The organism is Paraburkholderia dioscoreae (genome assembly GCF_902459535.1).
In the GTDB taxonomy this organism is placed as follows: domain Bacteria; phylum Pseudomonadota; class Gammaproteobacteria; order Burkholderiales; family Burkholderiaceae; genus Paraburkholderia; species Paraburkholderia dioscoreae.
Genome location: NZ_LR699553.1, coordinates 812,936 through 839,338 on the forward strand (window position 1 = coordinate 812,936; position 26,403 = coordinate 839,338).

Consider the following 26,403-nt stretch of genomic DNA (forward strand, 5'->3'; position numbering starts at 1 on the left):
TGTGGGTTTGCGTACATTGCCCGATATTCCACAAAGATAAACTGCGGCGAAGAACCCGACATGAGGAAGCCCGATGCCGAACCCGGAAAGAGTGAGGTTACCGAACGCGGGCCGATCGGCGACCTCCGGTGGGCGCTACGCTTTCATCGATGTTCTCCGTGGCGTGGCTGCGCTGCTCGTGATTTTTCAGCATGGCGGCGAGGGCGCCGGCTGGTTTTCAATCACAACAGGTTTCGGCCCGTGGATCAACTTTGGACAGGTCGGCGTGCTGACCTTTTTTCTTGTCAGCGGATTTGTTATTCCACTGAGTCTTGAGCGCGCAAACGCGCTGGGCAAATTCTGGAAACACCGTATTTTTCGGATCTATCCGCTCTACCTGGCGATTTTCGCGTTCGAGTTCGCGCTCTATCTTGTCGGCTACGGTGCTTACCCTCCCGGTGCCGTCCATAATTTCGGCTACTTCCTTCTGTTGCACCTTTTCTTCCTGCAAGACTACGCGCATCTACCCAACTTCGTTAGCGCGTCGTGGACGCTGTCCATGGAGTTTGCCTGGTACATCCTGTTGTCGTTCGCCTTCGCTGCACGGTCCAATCGACGCAGCGTCTTGCTGGCTGTGCTCACAGTAGCCGCGCTGCTCGCATTGTCCGTCGCATCGTACGTTTTACACCTACGGATACCGCTCGGTCGGTTCGGCATCCTGGCGACTTGCGTCGTAGGTCTGTTGTTTTATCGCCGGCATACCCATGAACTCGGCCAATTGGCATTTCTGGTTCTGGTGGGCTCAATTATCCTTGCGATCATTCCAGCGCTTTACATAGGATTTGGCCTGTTTCAACGCCCGGAGATTGCGACAGTCCAGTCTGTTCTGATTTCATGGGGCGTCGCCTATCTGCTGTTCATGGGTTGCTATGTGGCACGCGAGCGATCGATCATGCAACTCAAACCGCTGCTAGGTCTCGGAACGATAAGCTATTCGCTGTACCTGGTGCACCCGACTGTCCAGAATCTGATCGGACTGGCCCATATCGAAGGCTGGGCGCATCTGGCCATTTTATGGCCGACAACTCTGGCGCTCTCGTATTTAACGTATCGTTACATTGAGAAGCCTGCGATCGATTACCCGAGGCGCATGGAGCGGAAGAAGAAGGAGCGTCTGGAGATAAAAGGTCAGGCGCTCGCTAACGACTGAACATGCATTGTCCGCGCAAGTCAGATCGCCTGTTTGGGTCATGCGAGGTGCGGTTGTGCGATGCCGGGGATCGCATTCGCGTGGATAGCCTGAAGGAGGCTGATCGGTCTTCTGGCTTCGCACAGTGCGTGGTCTGACAGGAAGTCGCCATCTATCGTCTGGTTTGTTGTCAAACTGCAATTCCGCGGTGGCCTGCGGTTCTTGCCCCGTGCCGCATCATCCTCAAGCTGCCGATTTGCCATGCTCATGTGCGCGGTGGCCTTCACGTTGTCAACTCGAACCGGCGCGATGATCCGTGTGCACGGTGGACTCTGACGACACCGTAGATGTACTGCTTCGGCTGTACCTGTTTTTGACTGGGTTGCGATTCCGATAATGTATGATGTTTGCCGCGACGATCGCCGCGCCATTCCAGCGCTGCTGCCTATGGGTTGTCGACGTTCGGCACGTTGCTCTACCGTCGGCGGACGGTATTTGTCGGTAAATCGCGAAGGAGGTGAATCGTTATAAATTCAATCTCGCCTCCATGAAAGGAACAGGCAAATGTTGAGCGTTTTGACACATATATTATGTTTCATATTTGGCGTGCTCATTGGCGTTTTTGTATGCGCATTATGTGTCGCGCGTTCCAGAACGCCACGAGACGACAAATAATTTTTTGATCGTGTCGCGCAAGCAGGCTGCGTCTCGATGCACATCGGCGACTTCATTCGCCACGAACCATGAAGGGCATAGCGATCGGCTTCATCAGGGGAGGCCGGTTTTCAGCAAGAGAAAATATCCGGCACCGGCGAAGGCACAACAACCATAACGCCGAGAAGTTGAGATGCGGACGACGCGAACGCTGCTGCGTTGCCGGACCGCGTCAAACCCCCTTCTTGATCCCATTAGCGCAGGCAACAGTGGGTATGTTGCTTTCCGCACTGAAAGGCGATCTCCAGAACCCTACACTGCATTCGTTACATCTGTCCGCGACGATGGAAGTCGCGATGGAAAGCTATACCAATGCTGCTTACCGGTGTCCTGTGGCTGCACCATTCACCGGATGTCCGCCAGATTCCAACAGGCCTTCTGCATACTGAGAGAGGGCGGCTTCCAGAGGGCTTCCATGATCTTCGTGACAGGCGGGGCCGGTTTTATCGGCGCCAACTTCGTGCTCGACTGGCTGGAAATCAGCGACGAGCCTGTAGTGAATGTCGACAAGCTCACCTATGCCGGAAATCTGCACACGCTGAAATCTCTGCAGCGCAATCCGATGCATACGTTTGTCTGCGCCGACATATGCGACCGCACTGCAATGGACGAGTTGTTCGCCGAATACAAACCGCGCGCGGTTCTCCACCTGGCGGCGGAGACTCATGTCGACCGGTCAATTCACGGGCCGGAGAAATTCGTGCAGACCAATGTCGTGGGTACCTTCACGCTACTGGAAGCGGCACGCTCGTATTGGAGCAGGTTGAACGATGCTGATAAAGCGGAATTCCGCTTCCTGCACGTCTCGACCGACGAAGTATTCGGCTCGCTGTCCTCTACCGACCCGCAGTTCTCCGAAACCACGCCTTATGCGCCGAACAGTCCTTACTCGGCCACCAAGGCGGGTTCCGACCACCTCGTGCGCGCTTACCATCATACGTATGGGCTGCCGGTGCTGACCACGAACTGCTCGAACAACTACGGTCCGTACCAGTTCCCCGAAAAACTGATCCCGCTGATGATCGCCAGCGCGCTCGCCGGCAAGCCGCTGCCGGTCTACGGCGACGGCCAGAACGTGCGCGACTGGCTGTACGTGGGTGACCACTGCAGCGCGATCCGCGAAGTGCTCGCGCGCGGCACGCCGGGCGAGACGTACAACGTGGGCGGCTGGAACGAGAAGAAGAACCTCGAAGTGGTCCACACGCTGTGCGACCTGCTCGACCAGTTGCGTCCGAAGGCGGGCGCGTCGTACCACGACCAGATCACGTATGTGAAGGATCGTCCGGGCCACGACCGCCGCTATGCGATCGACGCGCGCAAGCTCGAACGTGAGCTTGGATGGAAGCCTGCGGAAACGTTCGAAACGGGTCTGGCGAAGACGGTCCGGTGGTATCTGGACAATCAGGCGTGGTCGGACGAAGTCGCCTCGGGCGAGTACCGCAAGTGGGTTGAGACCAACTACGCGCAGCGCGCGTAAGGGCACGGCAATGGCGCGTAAAGGCATTATTCTCGCGGGCGGTTCGGGCACGCGCCTGTATCCGATCACGCACGTCGTCTCGAAGCAGCTGCTGCCGGTGTACGACAAGCCGATGATCTACTACCCGCTGTCCACGCTGATGGTGGCGGGCATTCGCGACGTGCTGATCATTTCGACGCCGCAGGACACGCCGCGCTTCGAGGCGATGCTCGGCGACGGCAGCCAGTGGGGGATGAATATCCGGTATGCGGTCCAGCCTTCGCCGGATGGTCTTGCGCAGGCGTTTATTATCGGTCGCGACTTTGTGGGCAACGATCCGTCGGCGCTGATTCTGGGCGACAACATCTTCTACGGTCACGATCTGGCGAAGCAGCTGGAAAACGCCAACGGGAAAACGGAAGGCGCGACTGTCTTTGCGTACCACGTGCAGGACCCGGAACGGTATGGCGTGGTCGAATTCGACCGGCAGTTCCGCGCGCTGTCGATCGAGGAGAAGCCTGTGAAGCCGCGTTCGAACTACGCGGTCACGGGTCTGTACTTCTACGACAACCAGGTGTGCGATATCGCTGCGGACATCAAACCGTCGCCGCGTGGCGAGCTTGAAATCACCGACGTCAACTCGCGCTATCTCGCCAATGCGGCGCTCACTGTCGAGATCATGGGACGCGGTTATGCGTGGCTCGACACCGGCACGCATGATTCGCTGATCGAGGCGGCCACGTTCATCGCCACGTTGCAGAAGCGCCAGGCGCTCGTAGTCGCATGTCCGGAAGAAATTGCATACCGGCAACATTGGATCGACGGCGAGCAACTGCAGGCGCTTGCCCAACCACTCGCGAAGAACGCCTATGGCCAATATCTGCTTAATCTTCCGAAGGATCAGGTGGCATGGCCCAACCGCTAGACACATAGTGGTTGAACGAAGCGAGGCCGCTTCAAATTTCCCGGCAATAGCTGATACGCAACCCGCCGAACGTGCGCCGCCGCACATTTAGTTTGATACCGGACAGGTACGCTTCAAGGCGTAGACCGCAGTGGCGCGCGCGTTGCTGGATGTCTGTACAGAAACGTTCCTTTACGGGTCTGCCTGCAGACCGCATCAAGTACCGGGCAATACATCGTGCTTCACAAGTAGTGACTTTCCCTTATCGTCAATACGCATCCGCTCAGCATGAGTTGTCATTCCGGAATCGGCCGGCCGGAATGGAAGCGGCATCTTTCGGTCGGTTGGCAGATCAAATGCTCGCCTTTAAGATACGTTCGCGACGAATGACATCAAAGATGTCAATTCAGCATTCGCGGCGACTCCGGCGTTACCTTCAGTCCTTCCCAAATTTACTGGCAGAACGCGATGTTGAGACGAACCCTGCTCGCAAATTTCGTTGGCCAGATGGTGACCGCGTCGCTTGGCATCGTCATGGTCCCGATCTATGTGCATCATCTCGGGGTCGAAGCGTATGGTCTGATTGCCATCAACGCGGTGGTTCTCGCATGGGTGCTCGTTCTCGACTTCGGGCTCTCGCCAACGTTGTGCCGCGAACTCGGCAGCCTGCGGGCAGGCACTGGCTCGAAAGCTGAAGTCGGACTGCTGCTGGAATCGCTGGAGAAGCTGATTCTAGGCACAAGCGCCATTCTGTTCGTCCTGTCGATCTTCGTGGCGCCTTATTTCGCCGAGCGATGGCTGAATGCGTCCACACTGCCTCCGGCCGAGATTCGCACGGCATTCGTGCTGATGATGCTGACTGCGATCGCGCGCTGGCTCGGTGCGCTATACCGCGGGGGCGTGGTCGGCATCGATCGACAGGTAGCGTTAAACGGAATTGTCATCACCTTCGCCGTGATACGCACCGTGCTCGTTGTGCCAATCATCATGATCTGGCCGCGCGTCGAGTTCTTCTTTGTCTGGCAGCTTCTGGCGATTGTCGCCGAAGCCGCTGCGATGCGCACACTGCTCGGCCGTACGGTCGATATACCATTTGTGTCGATGCGCTTTTCATGGAAGGTGCTGTCGTCGCGCGCAAAGCTGTCGCTTTCGATTGCATTGGCGACGGTGATCTGGGCCTGCACCACACAGATCGACAAGATCGTTCTGTCGAAAATTCTGCCACTGGCGGATTTCGCAGTGTTCAGCCTTGCGACGCTATTGGCGAGCGGCATCCTGCTGCTGGCGAACCCGATTCAACAGGCATTCATTCCTCGGCTAACAACCGAAAGCTTCGGTGGCGGAGAACGAATTCGCGAGATGTATGCACTCGCCACTGAACTGACGTCGCTAGCGGTACTGCCGGTCGCCGCAGTCTTCTTCTGTGCGCCCGAGGCCGTGCTTCGATTCTGGTCGGCAAGTGCCCCGGTAACTCCCGACGCATTGCGAACGATGCAATGCTATGCGGCAGGAAACGCATTTTCGGCGATCGCTTCGCTGGCGTTTATAGTGCAGTACGCAAAAGGGAATCTGTCATTGCATCTGAAAGGCAATATCGGCTTTCTGATTCTCTACGCTCCCGCTGTGCTATTCGGCGGCATTCATTTCGGTGCCGTCGGCGCTGCATACGCGTGGTTGGGAATGAACTTTCTTCTTCTGTTCGGTTGGGTTGCGATCGTACATCGCAAGTTTATTGCTGGTATCAATGCAAGCTGGTATCGCGGCCTCGCTGCTCGCATCGCTGCGCTTGCTCCGGTCGGACTATTGTTGAGTCGCGCGGATCTGACAGCCACTCCGCGCATTGGTCTGTTCTTCGTGCTGTCAGGAGCGTGGCTCGCCATGGCTACATTGACCGTTGCGGTCTCGCCGATCATCCAACGAAAGGCTCGCCGCCTGGCCGGGCGGCTGGTCATAAACTGAGAGACAGCGGTATGCATACTAACCTTCAACCTCCAGTCTCCGAGCGAGGAGCGCCCGTATTGTCGGTCATCGTGCTTTGCTACCGGCAAGGCGAGTATGTCGGTCCGTGCCTGCAGAGCATACTTGACCAGACACTCGATGCACCGTTCGAGGTGATCGTAGGCGATGATAATTCGCCGGACAATTCCCTGGACGTTATCGAGTCGTTTCGATCGCGTTATCCGGATGTGATCAAGGTCGTTTCTCACGATACGAACGTGGGCTTCGCAGCGAATTTCGCCCATACCGTCTCGCTGGCAAAGGGCGAATACATCGCGAACATCGACGGCGACGACCTCATGCTTCCCGGCAAGCTTCAGCGCCAGCTCGACTTCCTGAGAGAGCACCCCGCATACGGTCTCGTTGTCCATAAGATGCGCACGGTGGATCAGGATACGTTGGGGCCGGTGTCATACCCATTGCCCCAAAAAAAACCCGCAACATTCGACGCTGAATACCTAATCAAGAACGGACCGTATTTCTTTCATAGCTCGGAAATGTATCGGGCTCAACTGCGGCATCGCAGTCCCGTCGACGTAGGTCTGAAATCAGTCTGTGACGTGGCGCATCTCGTGCAGGTGCTGGTCGGTTCGCAAGGCTGCTACCTGGACGAAGAGTGGGGCCTTTACCGCGTCAACCGGACCGGTATGACCTCGATGCGAATCAACAATCCGGAGCGTCATAGGGAAAACATGAACGACATGATCGAGACCTGCCGGATCGCGGCCGACCTTGGCATAGCGAGCGACGCAGTCAACCGGGGGCGCGCAAGGTTCTATCTGACTTCGGCCATCTTCTACTTGGAGCATGGCCGCGAGGATAACTTCGAGGACTGCATCGAGTCGAGCTGGCGGGCTGCCAGAATCGGTATGAAACAACTGGTTTTGTATTCCATGCGTCGCTGGCCAAGAATGTTGCGCACCATCTATCCGTGGCTCAAGCAGATGGCCGGGCGGCAGCGGATCAGCGCATGAGTACGACTGTGCAGGGGAACGAGCGGGACGCCACCAGGAAAGTGCGGCTCCTCGATTTGTGCAACCGGGCGGCTTTAGCCTGGAACCGACTCAAGACGCGCGTGTGGTATGCGCACGTATTCGAGTCGGTCGGCAGGAAAACGACGATCTTTCGTCCCATGCTGCTCGCCAACGTGCATTACGCGTCGATTGGCGAGCGGGTACTGATCCGGCCTGGCGCGCGCATCGAACTTGTCGTGACGAATCCGGCTGTGCCGCCGCGGCTCACGATCGGGAATCGGGTCAATATCGAGCAGAACGTTCACATCGTATGCGGCTCTTCGATCGAAATCGGCGAAGGCGCGACGATCACCGGGAACGTTGCCATTGTCGACGTCGAGCATCCGTACGAGGACGTCAACGACACGACACGTATTGGTGAACGTATTCGCACACGAGGTAATTACGTGGTGATCGGGCAGGGCGCATTCATCGGATTTAGCGCCGTCATTCTGCCCAACGTGAAGATCGGCCGTCACGCCGTGGTGGGCGCGCATGCAGTGGTGACCCGCGACGTTCCCGACTATTGCGTGGTCGCAGGAAATCCGGCGCAGATCATGAAGCGCTACAACTTCGAAACCAGATGTTGGGAAAGGGAGAAGCAATGAAAGTCCTCATTACGGGCGGCGCCGGCTTTATCGGCTCGAGTCTGGCGCGCAAACTATGCGCAAACAACGCGGAAGTGACGGTGCTCGATAATCTCTCCCCACAGATCCACGGAGAGAATCCCAGTGTGACGTCGGCAATCTTCGCGTCGCTGCCGCAGAGCGTGCATTTCGTGAAGGGGTCGGTGACCGATCGGGCTGCCCTCGAACGCGTCATGCAGGGACAGGACGCGATCGTCCATCTCGCGGCCGAAACGGGTACGGGCCAATCGATGTACGAAGTCGACCGCTATGTGGACGTGAACGTGCATGGCACAGCGCTGATTCTGGACATACTGGTCAAGAATAGCCGCAATACCGTGCGCAATGTGGTCGTTGCTTCTTCGCGCGCGATATACGGTGAGGGCAAGTATCGTTCTCCGGCCGCCGGCATTCTGTATCCCGGTCCACGGCGCGAAAAAGATATGCTCGACGGCCAGTTCGAGCACCTCTGCCCGATAAGCGGAGAGCCGATGGAATGCGTGCCTACCGACGAGGAATCTAAAATCCATCCGACGTCGCTCTATGGCATCACGAAGCAGACTCAGGAACAGATGGTGATGACGACCTGCCGCTCTATCGGCATCGCCGCGTCGGCATTGCGTTATCAGAATGTCTATGGCCCGGGGCAATCCTTATCCAACCCTTACACGGGCATTCTCTCGATCTTTTCGACGCGCATTAAAAATGGCAATCCGATCAATATTTTCGAGGACGGACTGGAAAGCCGCGACTTCGTTTATATCGACGACGTGGTCGATGCGACCTATGCGGCGCTCACGAACGCCAATGCGGCGGACAACGTTTTCGGCATTGGCTCGGGCGTACGGACTTCTGTCATGGACGTCGCGAGGACGCTTTGCGAGGTGTATGCGAGCGATGTCAGCATAACCGTAACAGGCGCATTCCGTCTGGGAGATGTTCGCCACGTCTATGCCGATTTGACCAGGGCGAGGGACATGCTCGGATTCGAGCCCAAGATCTCGTTTGGCGAAGGTATCGCACGATTTGCCCAATGGGTCGACCAGCAGCAGGTGATGGCCGACACCTACGAGAAAAGTATTGCCGAGATGCGGGAAAAGGGCCTGTACAAGGGTTGTGAACGCGCGGCCTGACAACACGCACAATGCACACACGCAATGACGGAGGCGCCGCACGGCTGCCTGCGCAATTCATTTGAAGGATGCGATATGTCAACGAGATATGGTTCGCCGCTGATCGGGATTGTCACCGTGCTGTATCGCTCCGATTCCGTACTCCCCGATTTTTTCAGGAGCCTCGCCGCCCAGCGCGATGCGAATTTCAAGCTGTATGTGATCGACAACAGCGAGAAGGATACGGGAAGCACGATATCGCGCGAGCTCGCAGCGCTCCATGATATCCATGCCGATATTGTGTTCAACAACGACAATGTCGGCGTTGCCCGCGGCAACAATCAGGGTATAGAGATGGCGCTCGCAGACGGCTGCGATTACGTTTTGCTGGCCAATAACGACACCGATTTTCCGGATCCCGACGTGATCGCGGGACTGGTGCGGCACACCGAGGAAGCGGGAGCGTTGGCCGCCGTGCCCAAGATCACCTATCACGGCACGAACCGGATATGGTGTGCGGGGGGGCGATTCTCGCCGCTCACTGCAACCACGCCGCACGTAGGCGACAGGAAGGAAGATCGCGGGCAGTTCGACGAAGAGATGTTTACCGAATACGCACCAACCTGCTTTATGCTGCTGCATAAAAGCATTTTCCAGACGGTCGGCATGATGGATGAAAAGTACTTCGTCTATTACGACGACAGCGACTTCGTCTGGCGAATGAAAAGCGCGAATATCGGTCTGCTTTACGTGCCGACATCAAGCGTCGGTCACAAGGTGGCGGTGTCAACCGGTGGCAACGAAAGTCCCTTCAGCCTGTTCTATACGGCGCGCAACCGCGTCTATTTCAGCCGCAAGCATCTGGCTCCCGTGCATCGCGCCATTGCGATTGCTTATGCCATCGTCACGTTGACGGTCAAATGCGTGAAGTTTTCGCCGGCGGCCAGGTCGAGTGTGTTTAAAGGGCTTAGAGCCGGCTTCTCACTGTCAGTCGCCGATCATTGACCGGAGACGAGCTGCCGGGTAGCGCAACGCTACTCTGGCGTGCAGTCATTTTCTGGGCACGTAACCGCGCATAAGCGATGGCGACGAAAGTCCACGGTGCGAGATAGGAGAACTCCGGGACGGAGATCATCATCATTACCCATGTCGATACGCAGCACTGACGCAGCGCCATTCCCTCTGCTGACCAATCGAGTTTGAAAGCCGGATACAGAATCAGCAGGCTCACGAGCACGAGCCCTGCGATCCCTGTATTGACAAGGAGAGTGGAAAAGAGATCCGTCGATCGTATGTAGCCGAAGCCGATTCCAAATAACTGGTTTCCAAGCGATCCGGCTGCCCACATATCCATGGAAGCACGGAAGAAACCCGATCTCTCGACGCCGGATACGTTGTGCCCGTCCATCTTGTCGAGAATCATCTGTTGAAATAGATCGGCTATGTAATCCCTCGCCAGGTATGCCACCACAAAGAGGATTAGTGCGCCGGCCATAGCCTTGAGTGGATGGAAGCCAATCTTTCTGATGCGAATGAGTAGATAGACGACGTAGCCAATAAAGGCCGTCGACGAAGTACTCATGATCAGCGAGGCGCCGATGATCCAGACTGGTAGTCGCCGCTTTGACGTCGCGTTGAAATAAACCCAGAACGGGAACATCGACAAGGCATACATCGACGGTTCGCCGGTCAGGCTCTTCAGCCGTTGCATATGGAAACCGTGGATGTCGAGCCATTGGAAGGAGCTCCCGTTCAAAGAGCCTTCCTCTGCGCTACCGTCACCATTTCGGAATTCAGCACCGAAAGACCGGTTGGAAATAAAGTCACCCGGATGACCGGTCACGATGAAGTAGATCACTTCATAGATGCCGTACACGGCGAAAATCGCCGCTGAGGCAAGCAGCCACTGCCGCCACGAAGGTTTGTAAAAAATATAGACGTATGAGGCATAGAGCACGACAGCGAAGAGATAGATCGACTGTGTGAACAAGCTCTTTCTAAGGATGAAGGTCAGCACATCGCTGTCGTCGATGAGCAGGACTTTTGTAAGGTCAGGCTCGTACGGAGCCGCGGTGTCTGCGAGTTGGGACGCGAGGAAGAAAAATGTCCACACTGATGCCGCGACAATCAGGAAGTTGATATAGCGGGTGCGCGAAGCACCGGCGCACGCTAATGCGATTGGAAGTGAAAGAAAGCACATGACGTAGCCGAGCGTCGTCCCTTGGACGGATGGCATGAGCAATACAGACGTCACGGGCATGGCGAATACCCAGACGAAATAGTACAGATCGGCGTGCGAGGAGATGCTCTGTTTCATGGGATTCCAAAGGAAGCTTGCACCGGATCAGCACGCGGAAACGGATCACATCCGGGACACCCGGGCGCTGGCGAAGGCCTTTCGTCTGCGCGCGGATGAACTTTGCGGACCGCTAGCGGGTCCGCCGCCCTATTCCAGAAGCGCACTAAAAACATCGACCACGCGTATTTGTTGCGTTTCGGTCAGGCCGGCCCAGAGAGGAAGACGGATCAGCCGCTTTGACTGGTTGACGGTGACCTCCAACGAGCCGGAAACTTTCCCATACCGTTGCCCGCCAGGAGATGAGTGAAGGGGAACATAGTGAAATACGGAGCCGATTTCCTGTTTTCTGTACTCGTCGAGTATGCGCTGCCGTAGGTCCTCATCTTCTACTAACACATAGTACATGTGGCCGTTGTGCTGGCATTCCGCCGGTATGACGGGGCGACGCAGCGCGCCTTTGCGCTCAAGCGGTTCGAGAAGCACATGATATCGCTCCCAGTTCGCGACGCGGGCGGCGGTGATTTTTTCGGCACCTTCCAACTGTGCCCAAAGATAGGCGGCGGTCAATTCACTCGGTAGGAATGAAGAGCCGACTTCCTGCCAGGTGTATTTGTCGACTTCTCCGCGGAGAAAGCGGCTGCGATCTGTACCTTTCTCGCGGATTATTTCCGCACGCCTTGTGAGGGTGGGATCGTTGACCAGCAGGGCGCCACCCTCGCCCGAAATGATATTTTTTGTTTCGTGAAAACTGTAGGCTCCGAGGTCGCCAATGGAACCCAGGCCGCGGCCTTTGTAGGTGGCCATGACGCCCTGCGCCGCATCTTCGACGACTTTGAGTCCGTGACGTTGGGCGATTGATACGATCGTGTCCATTTCGCATGCCACCCCGGCGTAATGCACCGGGACAATCGCGCGGGTTCGCGACGTGATCGCCGATTCGATCAATCGCTCATCGAGATTCATGGTGTCCTTACGGACATCCACGAAAACAGGCACGCCACCGCGCAGCACGAACGCGTTCGCCGTCGAGACGAACGTGTATGAGGGCATGATGATCTCGTCACCGGGCCGGATGTCCAGCAACAAAACCGCCATTTCGAGTGCGGCGGTGCAGGAGTGAGTCAGTAGTGCTTTGCCGGCACCGCTTCTTTCCTGCAGCCATTTGTTGCAACGTCCCGTGAAGGAGCCGTCGCCGGCAAGCTTTTTATTGAAGTGAGTTTCCGCAATGTACTTCAATTCGTTGCCCGTCATGGCGGGTGTATTGAAGGGAATGCGGTTCTCGTTTACCTCGATTCCAATTTGCGGCGTAGATCGACTCATGAATAGTTTACCCCACATGATCGAGAATCAACGGTTCTCGCTGCCACACATAGTTGAGTCTCAAAGCTGCCAGTCTTCGAGACACCGCTTTCCGGCAAACTCGCCAGGTGTTTCAAGAAGCAAGGTGCACGAGCGCGCCTGCTGTATATCCCGTTAGCGTCACACCTGGTCCGTCTCGCTGAGCGTGCGCGTGTACTGCGCGGCCTGCTCGTAGCTCCTCCAGTTGCTGGCCCGCTTGGGGATCGCATTGAAGACCGATCCCAGAAGCCGTCCCCCCGCGCGCCGCAGTTTTTTGACCGTCTCTGAAATCTCGTCTTCGCTTTGCATGCCGGAGCGAAGCACAAGGACAGTCGCGCCGGCGTGCGGTGTCATGATCGCCGCGTCAGTCACGACCAGGAATGGCGGAGTGTCGACCAAAACGAGATCGAACTGCTGGCTTAACTGATCAACGACCTGTTTGAAGTCGTGCATCATCAACAGTTCTGACGGGTTGGCGGGGTAGGCGCCGCACGAAATAAAGGAGAGACCGCGAACGCCAACGGACCGAACGGCGTCTGCGCTGCGGAGCTTGCCCTGAAGAACCTCGGACAGGCCGCCGCGATTGGATTGCTTGAAAAAGGAGGCGAGATTGCCTCGACGCATGTCGGCATCGATGAGCAGAATGCGCAAGCCGACTTCGGTAAGCAGTATGGAGAGATTGGCCGCCACAAAACTCTTGCCTGTGGATGGACTCGGACCAGTCAACATCACAATGTTGTTCTTTTTGTTCAGGCGATCGCGACACACCTGCGTGCGTACTTCACGCAGCGCCTCGACTGACGGCTCATGCGGCAGCCGGCTGGCGAGAATCCGCGCGGCCGTGTCGCGCGCTAGCCCTCGGGTGAACGCGGCACTCGACGACTGTGCGTCGAGCGAGTCCGGCGCCAGTGAATGCGGATCGGGCAAGCCAGGTACGTCGTCGTTGCGCCCGGATACCGATTCCTGCGAGGTCTGCACCGCTGTTTCATTTTCCAGTTGAGCCTGTTGCCGGCTGAACAGTACTTCGCCGAGGACCGGCACATCCAGCCGGCGCTCGACGAAGAGCGGGTCGGTGACGCCGGTCGTTGCATAGCGCCTCAACACAATGAAGAACGCGCCGATGAAAAAGCCTAGCCCACCGCCCGCGAAGATCACCAACGGCCGGTTCGGCTTGATCGGCCGATAAGGCTTCATCGCATCATCGACAATGTGCGCGCCACCGGTCGCGCTTGCACGGCGTACGGAAAGTTCCTCGGCCTTGCTGACCATACCCAGATAGATAGTTTCCGCCACCTTCGCATCGCGGGTGAGTTCGGCGTTGCGCCGCTCTGAAGTCGGCATGCTGACGAAGCGGGAGTCGAAGGCGCGTTTTGCATCAGCCAGTTGGGCGAGCTGCGCATCAATCGTTTTGACCTGCTGACTGTTTGGCGTGAAGAGCGAAGCGGCCTGAGTACGCTGCAGTTGCAAGGCGGACGTGCGCTGCTGTAGCTCGATGCTCCCCTGCAGATAGGATTGCGCTTCGGTCGTCGGGCGCATTGTCTCGGTTGACGATTGATAGTCGCTCAACGCCTGTTCGGCACTCGTGAGGTCCCGTTTTAGCCTCGGCAGCTCGCCCTGTATGAACTCAAGTGTTTTCGTGTCGTTAAGCTGACGACTGGAAACCGCAGAGGCGATGTACTGCTGGGCAACCGCATTGGCGACATTGGCTGTCAACTCTCTGTCTTTCGACGCAAACGAGATCTGGACGATGCCGGTGTCTTTGGTAACTTCAGCAATCTTGAGTTGGCGTCGCAGTTCATCAATTGCATCGAGTGCATTGCGGTGGGTCACCGTGAACTGGGTGCCAGGCCAGGCGATGAGCTCCTTGACCGTAATTGACAGCCCATCCGGCATGGTCACTGGCTTTCCGGTCTCACCGCGTAGCAGGATGTCTCCGTTGGGTGCGCGAAGCTCGTACTGTCCCTTCTCAAGAGCAATCAGTTCGAGAGGCTTCTCTTCGAGATACGCTGGCACGTTGAACGACGGGATCTCGAGCCGTTCACCGCCCCAGGCGAACGAACTGAGTCCGAACCACGGTTTCGCGGGATGGCCGGGATAGGCGAATTGCTCGGCGAAACGTCCGAGGATAGGGACGGCATGCGGTTGCACGTCGACATCGAACTGAAATTGGCGAATCACCGGCTCAAGGACGGAACGGCTTTGCATTAGCGAGATCTCCGCAGCAGTCGCTTGCGTGCCCGGTTGCTGCTGCGCCGTGCCATCCTGGCGCGAAATACCGAGAGCATTCTGATCTGGCGGGGCGGGGGGGTCGACTCGCACGACGACGTCGGCAGAGTACGTTGGTGCGGAAAGGAAGGCGTATGAAGTCGCGAGGGTCGTCGCTACCGCGACGAATGCGAGGAGTGTCCAGATATGATCTCGCAGCAGATGGAGCATGTCGCGCAACGAAAAATTACCCTCGTCGTTGCCTGCCCGAGACGATCCAGAATTGAGAATATGGGTGTTCAAAGGCGCCATCTCCGAGGTTCGGGGTAACCAGCTTCTCGATGGTGCGACGAGCTTCGCCGCGTCGATCATTGGACACCGGCCTTGTGACTCGCCCAAGGCCGAAATTGGTACATGGATTCATATTGGTTCGACGAATCAGGGACTCGGATTTGATGTCGTTGTCCAGTCCGCCACTCACTGATTCGTCGCAGCCGCGCTCATTGACGCGGCCTCGGACAAGTGTGATATGAATACCGCCTTTCCTACTTCTCGGTCTGTGGTTTAGCGCACGTTGTGCCACGCTGGTTCCGTTAAAGTAGGTAGGGACGCGTAGAGTTTTTTTGTTGCAATAGCGGCATGGCAAGATTGGCTTTAATGCCACGTCATATTTGCCGGATTTGGTAGTTAACCTCGCCGTAGTCCGTGCCATTCGCCCCCGGTTGTGAAGATCTGCGCGCTTCCCATGCCCGGACTGGCTTGCGGGCGGGCTGGGTGAATGCGGTCCCCACGAATATGATCACGACAGCGAGGCTTCAGTCAGATGTTGAAACGGTCAATCGCAATAACCGCTGTCTTTTGTGGAATAGCAATCAGTCTCGCGATTGCCACTGTCGTTCATCTGAGGGAAGGCAAATGGTCGGGCTCGATTCTGGAAAACTCACTTGCCGCTGATAGGCCATTCGACGTTCCGGTCATGGCGACGCCGCAGATTCCGTGTTCAAAAGGGCGCACGGGTGTTTTCTATGGAATCGTGGGCCATGTCCAACAGGGCGGTATCTATACGGCGCGTAGCTACGAGGCGCAGATTTCCCAACTACGCGAGCTTGGCATGACGATTTACGCACAGGACGTCGGTGACAAAGCCGCGGCAGAAAAGGTCGCGCAACTCGCGCGGTTAGCAGCGGCACGATGCGTTGGCATACTGCCGTTGATCATCACACCGGACGTGCAGGCGAATTTGAACGAATCAACGGCTTACGCGCAAGGTCACAAACTCGGAGTGGACGCAGCTACGGCGTTGAAGGGCCTTGTTTCGTATTACCAGGTGGGCAACGAATTCGACAATGACGTGATCCTGAACGAGGCGAGCGGGGACTATCCTTCCCATTACGACAATGCAAAGTATCAGAAGGCACGTGGTGCGATTCGAGGCATGATCAGCGGCATCAAGGAAGTCCAGCCGTCTGCGAGGATATTGCTCGGCTCGCTAAGCTGGCTGCACTATGGCTTTTCAGACATGTTAAGAGACGGTACTGAACCGGATGGGAAACGGGACAGTTCAAAAGTCGTGGAGTGGGATATCACCGCCTGGCACTGGTACTCGGAAATGAGCCCGAATCGGGCTTCGTCGCTCCCGCAGCCCGATATTCTGAAACACGTATTGACGCATTTAAGTACGCAATACCGGAAACCAATCTGGATTACGGAATTCGGTGTGCGACCGGATTACTCGGGTGGCGATCCGGGCGCCTACCTGGTAGGACAGGACGGACTTGCCGGTTTCGTTGCAAATGCTAAAAAGTATGGAATCCAAAATGTAACGCTATATCAACTCTACGATCAACCGGATGAAAAGTATGGTCTGATCTACGGTGATGGTGTCAGGCCGAAGCAGCGTTTCGACCAGGTGAGGAATTTTATTGAAGCACACCCAATGCCCTGAGTATGCGTCGCAGTATCAAATTTTCTGCAGCTCGGTCAGGAGAATTTGTGCGCTCGTTTGCCAGCGGTATTTGCCCGCATGAAGATGGCCACGGTGGCGTAGATCGGCTCTCAGCTCGTCGGAATAAAGCAGGGATTTCAACTTGACCGCGATATCGTCGGACGAGTACGGGTCGCAATAGAGCGCGGCGTCTCCACACACTTCGGGCAATGCGGCCGCGCTTGCTACCAGGGTGGCGCAGCCGTTCTTCATTGCTTCGAGCGGCGGGATCCCAAACCCTTCGTAAATTGATGGATACACGAAGCAGCGAGCATGTTGATAGAGTGCCTTCAATTTGCTGTCGCTCACGTAACCGACGTACTTGATATTGGGGGCGATATTCGAAATATCCTCGATTTTGCCGAAGATCGGGTTCTTCATACCAACGATGACGAGGTCCAGCGAAGGATCGTTGACTTGACGAAATGCTTCCACAATGCGAGCGAAGTTTTTCGTCGGATTGAGGTTGCTGACCGCAAGCACGAAGCGATTCGACGTTAGGAGATGTTCGCCCAATACGCTTTCATCGGGGTCAGTAGCGTCGAGATGATCGGCGCCAAGCGGAACGACGCCGATTCGCGAGGCCGGCACGCCGCAATGATGGGCCAGGCGTTGGCGGGAAAAGTCGGAGTTGGTCACTATGCAGCTTGACGTACGCGCAAGGATCCAGAACATGATTCGATACCATGCACGGAAGCGCCGGGAAAAATGCGCAGGCGTGTCGAAGACGGCTGCGTCATGCATGAAGATGACCTGATGAGGGCGGAATATCGACCCGGAGTTACTGAGATTGACGATTCGGCGGCGTCCGGCAAATAAGGGAAGCACAAACTGCTCCCAGAATAGCCCTTTACCGAAACCGATCTTCACTGTCTTTGCACCGTCCACGGGCAATATGTTGTCGCCGGGCGGGACGGCGACAGTTATGTTGCTGATCTCCGGGAGCTGCGCCATAGCAACAATCAGTTCGCGCGCAACGCGTTGTACGCCGGTCGCCTTCTGGCCTGTAAACCTCCCGTTGTAGACGAAACTTTCTGCTCCAGTGGGTGCGTCAATTGCGTTTTCCAATGCGCGTGAAGACATATTCCGTCCTTGGTGTCGAGACTTTCTTTATCGGTAGCTCAGATGAAGAGCCAAACAGAGAAATAGGGGTTGAAACCAGGCATCAGCGCGGCTTCTGGCCTTCGCCCGAATGCAAGCCATGAAAAAGAGCTGGTGGTGTCCGGACACTGCGCGCGATCGTATTGAGGCTTCGAATCGGGCGACGTCATTGGAACCACGGCAAGTCTTCGCGCAGGACTAGCGTACGTTGAGCAAGGTACCAGGTCGAATTAAAGCGCCATGCGCGCGGATTTCGCATGCCAAGTTCCCAAGGGTCTCAATCTGTCGCACCACGTCGGCGGCACGCTATCTTGTGCGTGACATTTCGTGATGCGGGTTCAGGAAAAACCCTTTTGCTCTTAATCGAAGAGTGTCGCGTGTCTGACGCGGATGGGACGAGCTTTCACGTTATCGAGTCGAATAGCCCGGGTCCGTTCGGTACCGCTCATATCGTGGAAAGGGAGTTCGACTCGTGCGCGTGTTGTAATGAGCGACGCTTGATCACGAATGGCTGTCGCTGACTTGATACTCCGTACGGATCCAAGGTCGGATTCGAGGTGAGGATCACCCCTTGGAGGCCTTTGGAAAGCCGACGGATGCCGTCAGGTGCTGACTGCAATAGCGCCCTTTGCCTCAAGTAGAGGTGACATTCAAAAAGAACGCCAGCGTCGAGGCGCTGGCGTATGTCCTGCTACGTACAGATCCGAATGTACTTATTTTGGGTGTGAAGCGATGAAGGCCTTCACACTCGCGTACTGCGCCTTTTTCGTTTTGCCATCAATTTGAAGCAACCCATATGAGCCGGCAGGATCATCGTACAGCTCGTACATCTGGATGGACTGCAGGTTGTACTTGGACGCCACCGACGCGTATTCGCCCATCATGGTGTTGCCGGTCAGGTAAGCCCCAGCTTGCGAGTCCGAGGCAGTCCAGGGGCGGACGCCATATTCGGTCAACCAGATCGGCTTGCCGAATGCCTGGAGTTTGGACAGCACGTTGTAGCAGCCCGACCCGCCGCAAATGTTCTGGATGTCATCATAGTCGTTGTACCAGTGCCATGCCGTCACGTCCCAGGAGACGACTGGATGGCCCGCTGTTCCATCCGGTTGCGTACCCTGCGCGAGCATCTGGTCGAAACCCCAATGCAACCAGGTTCCAGCGCCCATAACGATTTTGCCTTGCGTATCAACAGACTTGATGCCGTCGACCATGCCGCGGATTGCGCCACGCGCAATCATGAACTTACTGTTGACGTAATCGGTCGGAAACGTCCCGTCGTAGTTACCGGCGAGCGTGTCTGCTTCAAGCTCGTTGCCGACCTCATAGAAAGGCGCATGCATCGCTGACGCCACCTGTTGGCCGAGCGCATATCCGGCGTTGTAAGACGCCGTTTCGTTCGCATACTCTTGCGGGGAGATGAGGAGCACCGGGTACACGGTAACGCCTCCGGCAGCCATGGTAGTGGCAATCTGCGCGAGCGCCGTCGCAGCTGTCTTGCTGGAAACGTCGCTGCGATAGATCGTCATCCCCAGATCTTGAAGCTGCGCCAACTGCGTCTGCGGGCTCGATGCGGCATAGGCGCTGCCTTGCTGGAAGTGGCCGTTCACGCCATAAAAAATCTTGCCGATCGGCGCTGTTGTCGTAGCCGGTGTGGGTGTTGCAGGCGTAGAAGGGTTGCGCTTCGCTTTATTTGCCACTGCCGTTGCGTCTTGCGGAGAGTCACCGCCACCGCCGCAGGCCGCGAGGAGAATGCTGCCGGCCATCGCAGCGCCGAGAAGGCGTGCCGTGTGCCATGACCAGATTCTCTTCAGGTGCGTCTGCCGATGAGGCTCATTGTTTCGTGAATTAGTAGTGCTTAGTTCAATGTTATGCATGATCTTTAGGAGTACGAATAACAGAAAATATAGGCTTCAAATAATTGGCGAGTTTTCAGAACACCGTGCAATTCGCGTGGGTGCCCAATCAATCCCGCGTTGAAACCCGAAGGAAAGAGATAAGTCGCTACCGGCGTGCAGCATTCTGTAGGGGCGGTGCGGGGACACCGAGCCGACAAAACGGGATCGCCGTTCACTTCACCGCTAAGGCTGCCGCACCGACCTGACTCTTTGCAGGGGAAGTGCGGACGGGTACCTCGTGGCTCCGCTTGCTACGCGCAAACGTTTGCTTTCCATATGGGATGAAAGGCGCAATTTATGTAACGACGGTCAATCGCTACACGCCCTCTGCCGGCTCGGGATTTGCAGAAGCTACCGTTGCATGGTCCTCGCGCAGAGAAGGGAAACTCTTGGATGGAAGTTCGCATCAGTAAATAGTGCTTGCTGGAGAAAAGTGGGTGGGCCGCGTCAACTCGTTGATTCTTCATACAAAAAAGAAATCTTTTGTAAAATCTACCGAAAGGGAATCCTAACATGAATAGAAAAAATGCCCAACTGAAAATTACATCAGTAATTAGTACTTTTAACAGGGTCTGACGGCGAAATAAGAAAGTACTATTCGGACAAAGTGCGAGCGTCGTACGCCATAAGGCTATGGTGACGCTATTGATTAGCGTTACGAAGCAATGCCATTTTTGGGGTGTCGTAATTTCGCATCAAACCCGCTGTTCCCCAGGGGTTTTTGCTGAGTATGAAACTTCAGACGATTCCATTCGCGCATCAGCAAGCTGCCGGTGCGTGGGCCGCCATGAAGCGGCCGCAGAGGAGGATGCGCGCCCTGTCGGCGCGATCAGAGAGAGGGGGGCAATAAAAAAAATAAATAAAATATAAAGCGCCAATATTTTATTTACGTCATCTGCGTTTCATAAAGCGCGGTTATGTCATCGAAGAAGCGGTCTTCGCTAAAACGCCTGCGTACTTCGTCTTGCGCGTTTTCAGCGATGGCTTTCCGAAAGTCGTCGTCGTCCATCATTCGGGTCAATGTAGACACGGCCTCTTCGGCGCTACTGAAGATCATGCCGGTTCGGGCGTGACGAAGAACGTCGATGTTCCCCGAGCAACCCGACGCGACGATTGCTGTTCCGAGCGCCATTGCTTCGATTATAGAAATCGGCATCCCTTCCCACGAGGAAGTGGACAGATAAACTTCGGCGCCTTTAACTCGTTCCATCGCGTCCGTCCGGCTAAGCCAGCCGGTGACTCTGACGTTCGCCTGTTCGAGTACCTTCTTCGTGGCTTCGTCGCCGTCGCCGATCCACACGAATTCAACATCTTGCCGCTTGAAAAGGCGTGCTATTTCTGCGAACAATTCAGGATTCTTCTGCCGCCTGATTCCGCCGACGGTGACGACGGATCTTGACGGAAGGGGGCGCTCCTGAGTCGAAGCATTGGGGTGGTTTGCCGCTACCTGCTTGTCGAGCGCGTTTTCGACCAGTACCACTTGCGTGCGCAAATAGCGTCGTACGATTGCACGTTCACTCTCGGAGCATGCGACGTACGTGGATTTCTTCAGGCAGGCCAGCGCCTCGAGTCCGATGAAGCATGTCTTCTTCAGCCTGGAGACGTCCGAGCGCATGAAAGAAATGCAATGTGGACTGTAAAAGAATCTGGCCGATTTCAAAGACAGGATGGTGGAAAGTCGTCCCAGAAATCCTGCAAACGACGAGTGCAGATGAACGATGTCGGGGCGCAGGCTATTGAGCTCACGACGCAATCCGAACAGGATGCTGGTCATAGGCCGCCCTTTCATCTGGAATTGCCGGAGGTGGACGTCCGGATGAAAGAGGGAGGCAAGATTGTCCGGCGTTTCGCTGCGTTTGGAAAACACCACGTAAACTTCGTGACCCTCACTCGCCAGACGATTCGAGATCATGCATACCACGGAGAGCGTGCCTGTCGCTGTCGATTCGACGACGTGAACGATTTTCATCTGTAGTCCGTGGGGATCGATTCACTGCAGTTCGATTGCATGCCGTTCAATACGCCCCGCTTCCGTCGAATACCACCTTGAACGTTCGCAGCAGAATACTGATGTCGAGCAGCGTTGAACGTTCCTTCACATAAGAAACATCCATCGCGACTCTCGTCGCATAGTCCACGTTATTGCGTCCGCTCACCTGCCACAGCCCTGTCAGGCCGGGCCTGACCGACAGATAGTAATGGGCATCCGCGCCATACCGTTCCAACTCTTTGGTGACGATTGGGCGGGGACCGACGAGGCTCATATCACCGCGGAGGACATTCCAGAGCTGTGGGAGCTCATCAAGGCTCGTCTTGCGCAGAAACCGGCCGACAGCGGTGATACGCACATCGTTCTTGAGTTTGAAATCGCGATTCCACTCCTCGCGCGCGTCCGCGTCGGTTGCAAGGAGTTCGGCGAGAACCACGTCGGCCTTCGGGACCATTGAGCGGAACTTCAAACAGCGAAACGATCGTCCGCCTCTTCCAACGCGTGGATGGCCAAAGAAGGCCGACCCTCCGTCGCTCAGTACGACACAAGCTACGACGAGGAAAATAGGCAGTAACACAAGGAGCAACGCAGACGCGCCGAAGATGTCGAAAACGCGTTTGGTGAAGTTGCCTTTCCTCGTCGGAATGTCGGGGTCATTCGCCGCCGACAACGTATGGCAAGCCACGGCACTTGCAGCCGCATCCGCTGGCACGTCCGCAGAAAAGGATTCGTCGCTGCGGCTGAAATCCGGGACGCTCTCCATATGCGAAGCCGAAAAGCCGCGGCCGCCCAATTCAGGATGGTCGGCGTGCGAACGACCTTCGTAGCGGGTATCGAAAGGAATGACTTCCTTTGACACTGATTCCGATACCTTGCCGACTAAAGCCATTGTTGCCCCCGGTTCGAAGTTCGTTGACAAGTACATCAGTATTTCGGCATTGCAAGTCGTACCGGTTAATTCAACCGTTGATTCAGCGCGCATGGCGCGTCAGATAAAAGCAGCCCGTCAGACGATTGCGGCGGATAACCCGAGATAGGACAGCAGATATATAGCAATATTTAATTGCTATAAAAATTACTGCTGATAATTAAGAAGAAAAGCTCAAGAGCATTTTTCATGCATGAGGAGGAAGCGCGCCTTCAGCATGCGAAGCGTCGCATTCCCCACAACATAAATCCTGAATATTTCAATAGAAAGTATAGCTTTGCAATTCGGCGTCCGTTCACGGACGAGTCGTAAAGTGCCGATGTCCTGGCCGACTCAGAAAGACATGCCGCGCAGTGTCGAAATACATTCGACAGAAGCCGTTGGAATTACGAAAATGTTATTCGTTATCAATGTTCCAATTGTCACATCAGAAGCCGGATGCGATAGATAGTTCGGGTTCACCTGGCAGGCTGCCGTTCGCAGTTTCTGCATCGACCCGCTACACCGATCAATGCGATAAATACGCGCCTGCTCCGTCGTTGGTCGAGCATGTGTAGACGTAGAGTATCTGTACGAATGTCGCTACTCCGTTCGGTACAGCACACAAAGCGCGGTTAGGCACGCCTCAGTCAGCGCGTCCATGTGTACGATGAAAGCGGCTTGCCGCGCAGATACCGGTGTCGCTGGGATGACAGTGAATTGCCATCACAACGCATTGCGCTTTTTTCCAGATTGCAGCCAGGCCAAGCCCATAGCGAGAATCCCATAGGCTTGAGTGTGCTGGCTAAGCCCCCTGAACGAGTGTTCGATCTCGCACGCAATACACCAGATCGATCGTCTGGTTTGTGCAGCGGAGAGGAATGGTTGAATGTGACCGATCCGATACGACCTGCCGGTCCACGCCATACAACGCGAAACGCGAAATGTATCGGCACCGCGCCAGTCTGACGGCCGTATGCGCCTCAGTGACTCGCACCGAGATACGCAGCCTTCACCGAAGGATCATTGCGCAACTCCGCCGCCGGGCCATGTGCTGCAATCCTGCCGTTCTCCAGCACATAACCATAATCGGCCACATTGAGCGCGGCCGCGGCGAACTGTTCGACCAGCAACATGGTGACGCCCTGGCTTTTCAGATTCCCGATGATCCGAAAGACCTCTTCGACCAGAATAGGCGCGAGTCCCATCGACGGTTCGTCGAGCAAGACCAGCTCCGGGTTCATCATGATCGCGCGCGCCATTGCCAGCATCTGCTGCTCGCCGCCGGAGAGCGTGCCGGCGAGTTGATGGCGCCGTTCCTTGAGCCGCGGAAACATCTCGATTGCGCGCTCCAGATCGGCCTTCACGTCGCCGCGCGGCCGCGCCGAGATCAGGCGAGGGAAGGCGCCCAGCATCAGGTTATCCGTCACGCTCATCGTCGCGAATACGCGCCTGCCTTCCGGCGAATGCGCGAGTCCGAGCCGCGCGATGCGGTGCGACTCCAGCGCGTCGATGCGCTTTGCGTCCGCGCCGACACCCATCGTGATCTCGCCGGCACTCGGCCGGATCATGCCGGAGATCGCTCGCATGGTCGTCGTTTTGCCTGCGCCGTTCGAGCCGATCAGCGTGACGACGGATGCCTTCGGCACGTCGATCGAAATGCCGTGCAGCACTTTGACCTTGCCGTAGCCCGCATGCAGATTTCTGATCGATAACATGTCTGTTCCTGTAAGGGCGCCCGGCGAACTCACGCCGCCTGGCCGGCAGGCTGGCCGCCGAGATAGGCCTCGATGACTTTTTCGTTGGACTGAATATCGGCGGGCTTGCCCTCGGCGATCTTCTGCCCGAAGTCCAGCACCGAGACCCGGTCGCACACGCTCATCACCACGTCCATGTGATGCTCGATCAGCACGACGGTAATACCGTGATCGCGCACCTTGCGAATGATCGCGACCAGTTCCTTGATATCCGGCGCCGTGAGTCCGGCGGCGGGTTCGTCGAGGAGCAGCACTTGCGGATCGAGCGCGAGCGCCCGCGCGATTTCGAGCAATCGCTGCTTGCCGTACGGCAGGTTGCGCGCTTCTTCGGCCGCGACGTTTTCCAGGCCGACAAACCGCAGCATGCCGAACGCGCGCTCGCGGGCGGCGCGTTCCTCGCGCCGGTAGCGCGGCGACATCAGTCCGACATCCGCGAGATTCGCGTTGAACGTGTGATGTAGGCCGACCAGCACATTCTCGAGCGCGGTCATTTCGCCGAACAGTTGCACGTTCTGGAACGTGCGCGCAATACCGGACAGCGCGATCTGCGAAGAGGTCTTTCCCGCGAGCGATGTGCCGCGATAGGCGAGCGTGCCCGCGGTCGGCACATAGATGCCGGTCAGCACGTTCATCATCGTGCTCTTGCCGGAGCCGTTCGGCCCGATCAGTCCGTGAATCGTGCCCCGCTGCACGGTCAGATCGACGTTGTTGAGCGCCTTCAGTCCGCTGAACTGCATGAGGATGCCGCGCAGTTCCAGAATGTCTTCGGTGCCCCCGGTTTGCACCGCCTGAATCGCATCGCCGCCGATCGTGGCCGGTTTCGTGGTGTCGACGGTAATCGTGCGAACCCTGCCATGCATCACGATCTTGCGCACGAAGCCGACCACGCCATCCTGCAGGTAGTACACGACGAGCAGGATCATCAAGCCGAATATGGTGAGCCGCCAGTCGGCGAGCGTATCGATCCGGTAGGAAAACGCGGCAAGGCCCACCGTGCCTATAACGGGAATCGCGACCTTGCGCGGCGTGGAGACCTTGCGGGCTAGCGCGACGCCCGCGCCGATCACCACGACCGCCGCCAGCACCGAGGCCACGGTGCGGAACATGTCGATGTCGTCGAGCAGTTTGGGCAGCAGCACGATGATCGCCGAGCCGAGCAGCGCGCCGGTGCGGGTTTTGCGGCCGCCCATGATGATGGCGAGCAGGAACAGAATGGTCAGTTCGAAGTTATAAGTGTTCGGCGAGATGTACTGCTCCGAATACGAATAGAGGCAGCCGGCCAGCCCGGCAAACCCCGCGCTGATCACGAACGCATAGACCTTGTAGCGATACACCGAGACGCCCATGCAGTCCGACGCGATCGGACTATCGCGCAGCGCCTCGAATGCACGGCCCAGATGCGACTTGAGCACGCGATGCACGACGATCAACGAGGCGACCAGTAGCGCCGCGACAAGCCAGTAGTATTCGACTTCGTTCATCGGCCGGCCGCCGAACGAAGGCTTCGGAATCTTCACGCCCATCGGCCCGTTGGTCAGAAAATCCATCTCGTTGATGAGAATCTGGATGATCGTGCCGAACGCGAGCGTCACCATCGCAAGGTAGGGACCGGACACGCGCAGCGCCGGCAGCGCGAGAATCGCGCCGAAGCCCGCGGTGACCAGAATAGCCAGCGGCGCGGTGACGAAAAACGGCATGCCGAGCTTGAAGAACAACACGCCGGCCGTATAAGCGCCTACGCCGAACAGGCCGGCATGGCCGAGCGACACTTGCCCTGTATAACCGACCACGATGTCGAGGCCGAAGAGCAGGATCGCGTAGATCATGATCGTCTCGAGCAGGTGGATGTAGTACGGATTCCCCGACAGCACGGGAAACACCGCGAGCGCGATCAGCGCCAGTGCGGACGCAATGAGCTTCTTCGGATTCACGGCGG

The 26,403-nt window shown here is 56.8% G+C and carries 18 protein-coding genes; 9 read left to right on the plus strand and 9 right to left on the minus strand.

Annotation, left to right across the window (positions count from 1 at the left end; genetic code table 11):
* Positions 1-73: 73 nt before the first annotated feature.
* The 8 genes from PDMSB3_RS03700 to PDMSB3_RS03735 all read left to right on the plus strand — a co-directional run bounded on the left by PDMSB3_RS03700 (position 74) and on the right by PDMSB3_RS03735 (position 9,996).
* Entirely contained in the window at positions 74-1,189 is a 1,116-nt protein-coding gene (locus tag PDMSB3_RS03700; protein ID WP_165184774.1) for an acyltransferase family protein, read from the plus strand.
* 1,108 nt (positions 1,190-2,297) lie between these two features.
* Positions 2,298-3,359 (plus strand): dTDP-glucose 4,6-dehydratase, encoded by a 1,062-nt coding sequence (rfbB, locus tag PDMSB3_RS03705; RefSeq protein WP_165184777.1) that lies wholly within the window; start codon positions 2,298-2,300, stop codon positions 3,357-3,359.
* Positions 3,360-3,369: 10 nt separating this feature from the next.
* Positions 3,370-4,263: a glucose-1-phosphate thymidylyltransferase RfbA gene (rfbA, locus tag PDMSB3_RS03710; protein WP_165184780.1), complete on the plus strand. Its 894-nt coding sequence runs from the start codon at positions 3,370-3,372 to the stop codon at positions 4,261-4,263.
* A gap of 513 nt (positions 4,264-4,776) precedes the next feature.
* Entirely contained in the window at positions 4,777-6,201 is a 1,425-nt protein-coding gene (locus PDMSB3_RS03715) for a lipopolysaccharide biosynthesis protein (RefSeq protein WP_232064098.1), read from the plus strand.
* A 59-nt stretch (positions 6,202-6,260) separates the two neighbouring features.
* Positions 6,261-7,214 (plus strand): glycosyltransferase family 2 protein, encoded by a 954-nt coding sequence (locus PDMSB3_RS03720; RefSeq protein ID WP_232064099.1) that lies wholly within the window; start codon positions 6,261-6,263, stop codon positions 7,212-7,214.
* Positions 7,211-7,861, plus strand: coding sequence for an acyltransferase (locus PDMSB3_RS03725; protein WP_165184789.1), 651 nt, complete (start codon positions 7,211-7,213; stop codon positions 7,859-7,861). Before PDMSB3_RS03720 ends, PDMSB3_RS03725 begins: the two co-directional genes overlap by 4 nt.
* Complete coding sequence (locus PDMSB3_RS03730) at positions 7,858-9,012, plus strand: NAD-dependent epimerase/dehydratase family protein (RefSeq protein ID WP_165187341.1); 1,155 nt, start codon at positions 7,858-7,860, stop codon at positions 9,010-9,012. Before PDMSB3_RS03725 ends, PDMSB3_RS03730 begins: the two co-directional genes overlap by 4 nt.
* Positions 9,013-9,036: 24 nt before the next feature.
* Positions 9,037-9,996, plus strand: coding sequence for a glycosyltransferase family 2 protein (locus tag PDMSB3_RS03735; RefSeq protein ID WP_232064100.1), 960 nt, complete (start codon positions 9,037-9,039; stop codon positions 9,994-9,996).
* On the opposite strand, the gene PDMSB3_RS03740 is transcribed toward PDMSB3_RS03735, so the two are convergent.
* The 3 genes from PDMSB3_RS03740 to PDMSB3_RS03750 all read right to left on the minus strand — a co-directional run bounded on the left by PDMSB3_RS03740 (position 9,959) and on the right by PDMSB3_RS03750 (position 15,145).
* On the minus strand, positions 9,959-11,308 hold the full coding sequence (locus PDMSB3_RS03740) for a hypothetical protein (RefSeq protein ID WP_165184791.1): 1,350 nt from the start codon (positions 11,306-11,308) through the stop codon (positions 9,959-9,961). The two genes, PDMSB3_RS03735 and PDMSB3_RS03740, sit on opposite strands and share 38 nt — an antisense overlap.
* Positions 11,309-11,437: 129 nt before the next feature.
* Entirely contained in the window at positions 11,438-12,541 is a 1,104-nt protein-coding gene (rffA, locus tag PDMSB3_RS03745) for a dTDP-4-amino-4,6-dideoxygalactose transaminase (protein ID WP_407670559.1), read from the minus strand.
* 228 nt (positions 12,542-12,769) lie between these two features.
* Positions 12,770-15,145, minus strand: coding sequence for a polysaccharide biosynthesis tyrosine autokinase (locus tag PDMSB3_RS03750; RefSeq protein WP_407670560.1), 2,376 nt, complete (start codon positions 15,143-15,145; stop codon positions 12,770-12,772).
* A 511-nt stretch (positions 15,146-15,656) separates the two neighbouring features.
* On the opposite strand from PDMSB3_RS03750, the gene PDMSB3_RS03755 reads away from it, so the two are divergent.
* Positions 15,657-16,778, plus strand: a complete 1,122-nt coding sequence (locus tag PDMSB3_RS03755) for a glycosyl hydrolase (RefSeq protein ID WP_165184797.1) — start codon at positions 15,657-15,659, stop codon at positions 16,776-16,778.
* A gap of 15 nt (positions 16,779-16,793) precedes the next feature.
* On the opposite strand, the gene PDMSB3_RS03760 is transcribed toward PDMSB3_RS03755, so the two are convergent.
* From PDMSB3_RS03760 to PDMSB3_RS03785, 6 genes are all read right to left on the minus strand, one after another.
* Positions 16,794-17,900, minus strand: a complete 1,107-nt coding sequence (locus PDMSB3_RS03760) for a glycosyltransferase family 4 protein (RefSeq protein ID WP_165184800.1) — start codon at positions 17,898-17,900, stop codon at positions 16,794-16,796.
* A gap of 731 nt (positions 17,901-18,631) precedes the next feature.
* On the minus strand, positions 18,632-19,681 hold the full coding sequence (locus PDMSB3_RS03765) for a glycoside hydrolase 5 family protein (RefSeq protein WP_165184802.1): 1,050 nt from the start codon (positions 19,679-19,681) through the stop codon (positions 18,632-18,634).
* 1,018 nt (positions 19,682-20,699) lie between these two features.
* Entirely contained in the window at positions 20,700-21,782 is a 1,083-nt protein-coding gene (locus PDMSB3_RS03770) for a glycosyltransferase (protein WP_165184805.1), read from the minus strand.
* Positions 21,783-21,828: 46 nt separating this feature from the next.
* On the minus strand, positions 21,829-22,692 hold the full coding sequence (locus PDMSB3_RS03775; RefSeq protein ID WP_165184807.1) for a sugar transferase: 864 nt from the start codon (positions 22,690-22,692) through the stop codon (positions 21,829-21,831).
* Positions 22,693-23,693: 1,001 nt separating this feature from the next.
* Positions 23,694-24,428, minus strand: a complete 735-nt coding sequence (locus PDMSB3_RS03780; protein ID WP_165184810.1) for an ABC transporter ATP-binding protein — start codon at positions 24,426-24,428, stop codon at positions 23,694-23,696.
* Positions 24,429-24,457: 29 nt separating this feature from the next.
* Positions 24,458-26,398, minus strand: coding sequence for a branched-chain amino acid ABC transporter ATP-binding protein/permease (locus tag PDMSB3_RS03785; protein WP_165184813.1), 1,941 nt, complete (start codon positions 26,396-26,398; stop codon positions 24,458-24,460).
* Positions 26,399-26,403 lie beyond the last annotated feature (5 nt).